We start from the raw sequence: 8,565 nt of genomic DNA, 5'->3' as shown, positions 1-8,565 counted from the left end.
TTAATTGATATTTAATTTAAGTAATTGAATATGAAACAGTTAAATTTACTTTACCTGGAGTTACACTTCCATATTACAACCTTTAAATGCGTAAAAATATAAAACTTGAATAACTAATTTATTAATCCTATATGTGTAAAGGTCTGTTTTTATCTCTCCTAGGTTTTCGATTGGACTAAATGTAGTAGACAGAAAAACAAAGAGGTAGGGGATGTGATGTATGAGATATTTTTCAAAATGTTCGTTGCATAACCGTGCTCGAAACTGTGTAAGTTCCAAGATGAAAGGCATCGCTATTATAGAGTTTACGATTGTGGTAAGCCTATTTTTTGCTCTTTTCCTAACGGTTGTCGATCTTGGCATATATGGATTTGTTAAATTGACCATGCAGCATTCGGCAAGAGAGGGCGCCAGATATGCGATCACAGGTCGCTCTGATTTGGATCCTGACGCATCGAGTAATCGCGAAGCGGCAATACTAGAACAAATCTCTCGATCTTCGAGTGGCTTGCTCGATAAAGTGATGGACGTCCAAAACATACGTGTTGAAGATGTTTATGGCAACGCTGTCAGCGGTTTTGGTGGTTCTGGAGATATCATTTCTATTCATCTCGATTGCGAATGGCCATCTGTTAACCCTTATATGTATGTTTTGCTCGACGATGGAAAGTTTAAGTTTACCGTTAGTGCGGCAATGAAAAACGAAGCTTTTTAAGGAGAAACAAGATGTTTCCTTTAAAGATAAAAACAAAAGGTACAGAAAAAGGGTTTGCAGCAATTGAAATGACCTTGATTGCACCATTGTTTATGTTGCTTATTGTTGCTGCCGTCGATATCACACACCTTATTCAAGCTAACCACATCATTATCAGTATCAGTCGAGAAGGCGGTAACATTATCTCGCGGAGTAATACAGATCCACCTCAAGAAGTCATGGATATCATTGCAACGACATCGGGAACATTGGATTTGACTCAAGATGGCGTTATTTATATTACCGAGGTGGTCGGCCAAGAAGATGCTTTTCCTTATGTAAAAAGCCAATACCGTTGGAACCAATATGGGTTAGCTCGAAATAGTAATATTTGGTCTAGCTGCAGTAACTGGGAAGTTGATGGAGAATGCTCTGATATCGATGCAGATGATCCTCCGCTTATTAATAATTTGACGTTGGCGTTAGATGATGGGGAGATCGTGTATAGCGTCGAAGTGTTCTATGACTATTCGCCTATTTTTAGTCGAATTTTTGATGATGAATACATTCTGAGCGACACAACATATATGTAGGGAGGTCAATATGGATACTGGAGCTCCAATCAAATACCGTTACAGTCGGGGACTAGTGGCTTTGATGTCAGTTATCGCACTGCCTTTTATTCTCTTAGTGGTTGGGCTTTCTGTTGATGTTGGGCGAGCTTATATTGTTAAGTCCAAGTTATTTGCGGCGGTCGATGCTGCAAGTATTGCAGCCGCGAGAGCGGTTGCTAATGGTGAAGATGCAGGGCGAGCAGCAGCTCAAAAGTATTTTTCAGCCAATTTCCCTGCTGACTTCTACTCAGCAACGCCAAGCTTCGGTGGGGCAAATTTCTCGCATGATGATTTTGGTAATATCTCCATTGATATTTCGGCGACAGCACAAGTGCCCACTATTTTCTTACCCTTGATAGGTTTAGATTCATTTAGTCCAGGCGTGTCCGCGCAATCCATCCGCCGTCCAGTTGATTTGGTATTAGTGATTGATAACACAACATCTTTGAGGCTTGGGAGCATAGGCGATGTGACCCAAGATGTTATTGACAGGTCTAAGTCATTTGTCGAAAATTTTCATGAAGGATTTGACCGTATTTCACTGGTTAAATTCGCCTTTGGGGCTGAGGTTCCTGTGGTGTTCAGTACGACTCGAGGCCATAGTCGAAGTACTATCAAATCGGAGATAGATAACTTTAATTTTGGTACCACTTTTAATGCTCAATATACTAATGCATCGGAGGGAATGTATCGAGCGTTGAATGAGCTTAGAACAGTTAATAACCCAGCTAACTTGAAAGTAATAGTTTTTTTTACCGATGGGGCTCCTAATACCTTTGCTTCAACTTTTGACTTTGAAGACGGTGGTTCACACGTTGGCGCGATTAGATCCAGTGATAGTAGTAGTGGTACTCCCAGAGGGCTTTGGAGGCATGATTTAATTGCCACCACTTTGTCTGGTGGTTACGAAGGGAGTGACATTGATGATCATATAAGTGAAATGCCAACTTATTATACGACTCATGACTCGGGCGCTACTGAGTTCAATATCTTAAATCCCGCCCACTACTTACGTCCCGTGCCGCAATATGACCCAGATAGTCATTCTGCTAATGATCTGTATTCCCGGGTTAATCGGGTTGCTCGTAATCTAGTTGAAGACATCGCAGAAGCCGCAAGAGGCGAAGATATCTATGTCTTTACTCTAGGGTTAGGTTCATCATTAACATCGGCAACCGGGCCTGATAGCGAGCTTGGTGAAGACTTATTGTTACGAATGGCAAACTCGAGCGCACTTTTAGATGATCCAGGTTTAAGTGCGGATTATGATCCAGCTCAGCTCGAAGGGGTGTATTGCCATGCCATTGATGAAGAAGCGTTAGGTCCTTGCTTTGATAAGATGTTAGATGTAATTATCAGGTTAACCTTGTAATACTTATCTGTGGGTTCATTTACTTGCGTTAATGCTATCAGTAGGAAGAGCTATCAATAGGAAGTTGAGTCACATAAAAAGAGGGAGCTATTAACTCCCTCTTAGTGCTAATTTATATTTAGTAGCATCTTTATTCAGGGTTAGTTGGAAGTGATGGTTATTCTTCCCAAACCACCAATTTATCTTTTGGCCAGTTATGACCGACTTCGTGATATTTCTGTTCAAGGATATGTCGCTTTATCTTGAGAGTAGGTGTTAATACGCCATTCTCAATACTCCATGGTTCCTTAATCATCAGTACGCCTTTGATCTTCTCATGTGAGGCGAGCTGCTCGTTCATTTTCTCGATAACACGTTTGGTCGTTCTCTCATAACGAGCTCTATCAAAGTTAGGGAAGTCATGGGGCACGACAAGTAAGATAGGACCTGGTAAGCCTAAGCCTATCAAACACATCATTTCTACGCGGCTATACTCAAAGAGTTTATTCTCGATAGGGACGGGAGCAACAAACTTACCTTTAGCGGTTTTAAAGGTATCTTTCTTACGTCCACGAATCGTTAGGTAGCCTTCGCTATCAATATCGCCAATATCTCCAGTATGGAGCCAACCTTCTGAATTGAAAGATTCTTGGGTCGCAATATCATTCTTGTAGTAGCCACAGAATAGGCCCTTGCCTCGAACAAGGATCTCTTCATCTTCCGCTATTTTGAGTTCAATCCCCGGACCAGCATTGCCAACCGTACCAATTTTGTCTGCTCTAAATGGGTAGTTGAGTGTGCTATACGCGAATGACTCTGTCATGCCCCAAGCTTCGGTAATATGTAGACCAACACTTTCGTACCATGAAAGTAGAGCGGGTGATACTGGAGCTGAGCCACAACCAAGTACGCGAGCTTGATCTAGGCCCAAACCATCCGCTAATTTCTTTTTGATGAGGTTGTTTACAAATGGAATCTTCAACAAGAAATTGAGCTTCTTCTGTGGCAATTTGTCTTGGATTCGCTGCTGGAACAGAGTCCATAGGCGAGGAACTGAAATAAACAGAGTTGGACGATGCATTTTCACATCATCAATAAACGTGTCTAAAGACTCTGGGAAAGCCGTGACTACGCCACCCATCACTGAAGAACCAAAGATGTAAACGCGCTCTGTAATATGGGCCAGTGGTAGGTAAGAAAACAGGCGATCGCCGGGCTGGATTCCAATATGGTCAATCAACCTTTGAACAGACCAAGTAAACGCGCCGTATGTAAGCATTGCGCCTTTTGGTAGCCCTGATGTACCCGAAGTATAAACAAGTGACATTAGCTTATCGTCGTGATGCTGAGGGCGTTTGGTTGATGGTTCATGTTTATCGATGAGTTCTTCAAAAGTATGATGACATTTTGCTGCACTGTCATAAGGAAGCGAGATGCTTATCAGGCTTGGGTTGTCATCTAACACTTTTTGCGTTGCAGTAGCATCGTCGAGTTTACCCGCAATTACAATCTTACTTTCGCTGTGTTCAATACAGTATTGAATCGTATCGGCACCAGCTGTTGGGAAAATAGGGACGCTAACAAAGTCTCCCAACATCATGGCAAGATCGCAGATAAACCACTCTGCACAGTTTTTAGAAACCAGAGCCACTCGGTCACCAGGTTTGGCGCCAAGAGCTTCTAATGCAGAAGCAAGTTTGAGTGCCTTATCGGCCACCTCTTTATATGTGAACTCCACAAACTGGCGGTTAATTATTTGTTTTAAATAGATCTCATCTGGGCGTTCTTCTGCCCATTTTAAAATCATATCATTGGGTGTAGGGAGAGCTGTTGCTTGTTCTTGGCTAAACTCGTTAGGCTGAATCATTGTCTAACTCCATGTTTTTCGCTAAGTTATTTTTGTTAAAATCATGTTAAATGTACCATGTTTTTTTATTTTTGAGAGTAAAATTAGCGGTTTCTGTTATCCATGCACGTACGCCTGTAACTTGCCGGTGTTACTCCGGTCCTTTTCTTAAAAATTCTCGAGAAGTACGAGACATCCTTGTAGCCACATTGATAAGCAATCACAGCAATTTTTGATTCGGTATCCGCTTCAATCAGCTTCTTAGCCAACAAAATCCGCTTGTCGCACACAAAGTCTCTAAAGCTTACTCCAAAGTGTAGATGAAACTTTTTCGAAAAGTAGGTTGTTGAACAATGACATCGATCGGCAATTTCTGTTTCTCTAATGTCTCTGTTGATATTCCTCATGATAAAATTGACAACTTCCGATGTGAATATTTTTGCTGATAATTGGTTGTTCTTGTTCATGTTTCTATCGATGTCGAAATGAGGATCAAAAATATGCTGTGTTTTCTCTTTTAGTTCTTCGAATTTACGACTTAGATGATTGCTGCTCGTTTCGATAATAAAAAAAACATTTTTATGATTTTGAATAATATTCGGTAACGGAGATGAGCAAATAATGACTATTCGCTTATTTAGGTTCTCACAAATAGAAATTGCCATGTTAAGCAATTGATAACTATCGTTACTATTGAGAGTAAAAAAGACCAATCTCACATCTAAGTTACTGATAATAGAGATATCTTGACCAAAATATTGCACGGAAAAATAGTGGCTAATTTTTTTGTTAATAATTGAGTTAAATTCACTATCCACATCCGATAATAATGGTGTAACTATATTTATACTCATATGTGTCCAGTTTTGTACTAAAAGTATGACTCAATAATAGGTAAATAACTAAACATACTAATTAGATTAGAAGTACCACAAAAAAGTGCAAGTAAATGGCAAGAAAATCCTAACCAAATATATTGTTCAGCTCTAGATTTAGTTTACAGGTAAACAAAAACCTGTTAGCTAAATCAAGGAGAGATTCTCATGAGTAAGTTTTTGAAAAATTGTAAAGAATTCATGAATGATGAAGAAGGTCTTACGGTTATTGAATACGTAATTGGTGCAGCGATGCTTGTATTGGGATTGACGACAATATTTACCGGTATTGGTACTGCGCTATCAACGAAGTTAAGTACGATTGTTGATCAAATCAGTACATCGTAAGAGCTTGTCACATGAACCAAAAAAGGGAGGGGCACCAGAAAGGTTTAACTGTAGTGGAATATGTCATTGGAGCTGCTTCGCTTGTCATCCTCGCTTGGTTAATATTTTCTGGAATCGCGACTGCTCTAATCAATAAGTTTCTTTCGATTGTGGCGGGTATTTAATTTAATGATAAGTGAATCTTTAGCTTTTTGGGCGTTGCTTATCATTGTTTCGGTATACGATGTTGATAAGCATCGTATACCAAACAAGGTACTGATTTTATTTTTATTGTTGTATTTATTCTTAATGTTAAATGATGGTTTTTCATTCTATGAATTCATTCATTCGTTAACTGGTGCTGTCGTTCTTTTTTCTTTAGGTTTGATATTATATTTTCTGAGAGCAATGTCTGCAGGGGATGTGAAGTTTTTGGGTGTTATTGGATTGTATGTTGGGTGGGGGTCATTGCTTGATGTAACTTATTACATACTCATAGCTTCTGGCGTTATAGGAACATTTTATCTGCTTTATAATCGGGCAAATAATAGTGAGATAACGGTTAGACGATATTTGGAAGAGAAACTTCTGTTTGTGAGTGGAATATCACCTAATGTTAATAATGAGTCGGTTGTGCATTCTCGGTACTCAAATAAAGTAACAATGCCATTTGCTCCTTCAGTTGTAATAGGTTTAGCGATGTACAGTTATTTTACATAGGTCAAACTAAATCACTAATCGATGTGTTGGAGAGGATATATGGATATGAGAGGGATCCCTTCCCCGAGCAACTTAAAGCCTCAAATATCAGCTCCTTTGGTACCTACTTCCATTGAATCGCTTGGTATACCTGAAGTTGTGATTGAAAACTTATTGCTCAAGCACTTATCTGCGTACCCTAAATCTGATGTATTAGAGCTTTCTAACTATTTGTGTGTAGTGACGCATATTGTTGAAAACGGACTTGCGGTACTTAGAAAAAAATCATTGATTGAAGTTTTTCAGCCAGTTTCGGCTCTATCCTTAGAGTCATCTTCACATAGTCATGTCCGATATTCTCTGTCGGAAAAAGGCATGGAAGAAGCTGATCTTGCCTTTACCCGTGATGCTTATCTTGGACCTGTCCCTGTTTCACTTGCTCAATATAGTGACATTGTAAAACAACAAGACCTAAGAGCTGAGTTAGTGACGCGACCACATGTCGAAGCGGCACTGAGTGATGTTTATGGTGTCAACAGAATGATCTCTGTGTTGGGACCGGCAATTAATTCAGGGAGAGCTTTGTTGTTGTATGGGCATGCTGGAACGGGTAAAACATTTGTGGCAACGCGTATTGTGAATGCCTTACATACGTCTGTTTTTATTCCTTATGCCGTTTATGCGCTTGGTAATATCATCAAGGTTTTCTCTACTCAACACCATAAACCTTTAGATAGTAATGGTAGTGATAGTTTAGTTTCTCTTAAAGATCAATATGATAAGCGTTGGCTCAATTGTGAGCGGCCAAATATTCAAGTGGGTGGCGAGCTGTCTATGAACATGCTTGAAGTCAATCACTCTGAGAACAGTCGGGTTTGGCTAGCGCCTGTACAAATGATGGCCAACAACGGCATCTTTGTGATTGATGACCTTGGACGTCAACCCATGCCAGTGGATACATTGCTTAATCGCTGGATTGTGCCGATGGAGTACTCCTTTGATTACCTTTCGCTACCTAATGGTCAACAAGTCACGATGCCATTCGTGTTAACGCTTGCTTTCTCTACTAATCTGAATCCAGAGAAAATAAGCGATCCTGCATTTCTACGACGCTTGGGCTACAAAATTGAATTTAAGCCTCTTAACCAAGGTGACTATGAAGCTTTGTGGATGCGCGTTGTTGCTGAAAAAGGAGTTGAGCTTGAAGTTGGTTTTTTTGAGCGTTTGTCTCAGATGCATTCTCTTTGCAAAATACCACTCTTCCCTTGTTTACCGAAAGATCTCGTTGGTATAAGCAAAGATATACTTTCGTTTGAGCAACTACCGCCTGTTATTACCTACGATATTCTTTCCATGGCATGGGAAGTCTATTTTACCTCTGATGGACACGAGGAAGAAAATAATGAATAAGAGTCAAGTTTTCCTACTATTTTTATTGTCCGTAGTATTTGGTTTAGCTGCCGTATTTTTTGCTAAGCAGTGGATGGACAACCAAGTTCAGCCAACGGTTGAAGTAGAGACAGTGGAGCGCCATCCCGTTGTGGTTGCGTCACAAGAAATTGAAGCTGGAACCGTTATTGAGGATACATTCTTAACGACCAAGTTAATGGAAGTGGATTGGATTAATGACAATAATTACTCCGATGCTTCTGAACTTGTTGGCAAGGTCGTCGCCAATACCATTTATGCTGGCGAAGTTCTTCATAAAATGAGGTTTACTACGCCTGGAGAGGGATCGACGTTAGCCGCGCTAATACCGGAGAATAAGCGCGCAGTAACAATACGAGTTGATGACGTTATTGGTGTGGCTGGTTTCCTATTACCGGGGAATAAAGTGGATATTCTCAATACCGTTTCTTATGGTAAAAATTCTGCAGCGACTCGAACCGTCCTCAAAAATATCAAAGTGTTAGCGGTAGACCAAACCGCCAAAACCAATGAAAACAGCCCCATTATTGTACGCGCTGTGACGTTAGAGGTTTCCCCCAAAGATGCTGAAAAATTACTAACAGCTAAGAGCAAGGGGAGTATTCAGCTAGCGTTGAGAAACCCTCATGAAATTGAGAAGAAAGTCGTTCGTCGATACGTGCCTCGACCAAGAGTAACCATTATCAAAGGTACGGAAACTTCTAGTGTGCGCGTCAAGGATTGAGGTGAAA

The 8,565-nt window shown here is 40.4% G+C and carries 9 protein-coding genes; 7 read left to right on the top strand and 2 right to left on the bottom strand.

What is annotated here, in order from left to right; all coding sequences use genetic code 11:
* Positions 1-220: 220 nt before the first annotated feature.
* The 3 genes from OCT63_RS19680 to OCT63_RS19670 are packed head-to-tail and all read left to right on the top strand — an operon-like array spanning position 221 to position 2,680.
* Positions 221-715, top strand: a complete 495-nt coding sequence (locus OCT63_RS19680; RefSeq protein ID WP_060468515.1) for a TadE/TadG family type IV pilus assembly protein — start codon at positions 221-223, stop codon at positions 713-715.
* Between the two features lie 11 nt (positions 716-726).
* Entirely contained in the window at positions 727-1,287 is a 561-nt protein-coding gene (locus OCT63_RS19675; protein ID WP_161685702.1) for a TadE family protein, read from the top strand.
* Positions 1,288-1,297: 10 nt separating this feature from the next.
* Positions 1,298-2,680, top strand: a complete 1,383-nt coding sequence (locus OCT63_RS19670) for a TadE/TadG family type IV pilus assembly protein (RefSeq protein ID WP_161673033.1) — start codon at positions 1,298-1,300, stop codon at positions 2,678-2,680.
* Positions 2,681-2,837: 157 nt separating this feature from the next.
* Here OCT63_RS19670 and OCT63_RS19665 read toward each other — a convergent pair whose 3' ends face one another.
* Together OCT63_RS19665 and OCT63_RS19660 are read right to left on the bottom strand one after the other, a co-directional pair.
* Positions 2,838-4,526, bottom strand: a complete 1,689-nt coding sequence (locus OCT63_RS19665) for an AMP-binding protein (protein ID WP_060468512.1) — start codon at positions 4,524-4,526, stop codon at positions 2,838-2,840.
* Positions 4,527-4,609: 83 nt separating this feature from the next.
* Entirely contained in the window at positions 4,610-5,353 is a 744-nt protein-coding gene (locus OCT63_RS19660) for a helix-turn-helix domain-containing protein (RefSeq protein ID WP_269984397.1), read from the bottom strand.
* A gap of 195 nt (positions 5,354-5,548) precedes the next feature.
* On the opposite strand from OCT63_RS19660, the gene OCT63_RS19655 reads away from it, so the two are divergent.
* The 4 genes from OCT63_RS19655 (at position 5,549) to cpaB (ending at position 8,558) form a co-directional block, all read left to right on the top strand.
* A complete protein-coding gene (locus OCT63_RS19655; protein ID WP_017088257.1) occupies positions 5,549-5,728 on the top strand; it encodes a Flp family type IVb pilin in 180 nt (59 codons plus the stop codon).
* Between the two features lie 168 nt (positions 5,729-5,896).
* Complete coding sequence (locus OCT63_RS19650; protein ID WP_269984396.1) at positions 5,897-6,427, top strand: A24 family peptidase; 531 nt, start codon at positions 5,897-5,899, stop codon at positions 6,425-6,427.
* Between the two features lie 39 nt (positions 6,428-6,466).
* Entirely contained in the window at positions 6,467-7,816 is a 1,350-nt protein-coding gene (locus OCT63_RS19645) for an AAA family ATPase (protein ID WP_161673037.1), read from the top strand.
* The gene (gene cpaB, locus OCT63_RS19640) at positions 7,809-8,558 is read left to right on the top strand and encodes a Flp pilus assembly protein CpaB (protein WP_060468508.1); all 750 of its coding nucleotides are present in this window, start codon (positions 7,809-7,811) and stop codon (positions 8,556-8,558) included. Before OCT63_RS19645 ends, cpaB begins: the two co-directional genes overlap by 8 nt.
* Positions 8,559-8,565 lie beyond the last annotated feature (7 nt).

The organism is Vibrio sp. RW (genome assembly GCF_027587105.1).
Classification (GTDB): Bacteria; Pseudomonadota; Gammaproteobacteria; order Enterobacterales; family Vibrionaceae; genus Vibrio; species Vibrio toranzoniae.
Note: the sequence above shows the minus strand (reverse complement) of the source record. Positions and strands in the feature narration are given on the sequence as shown.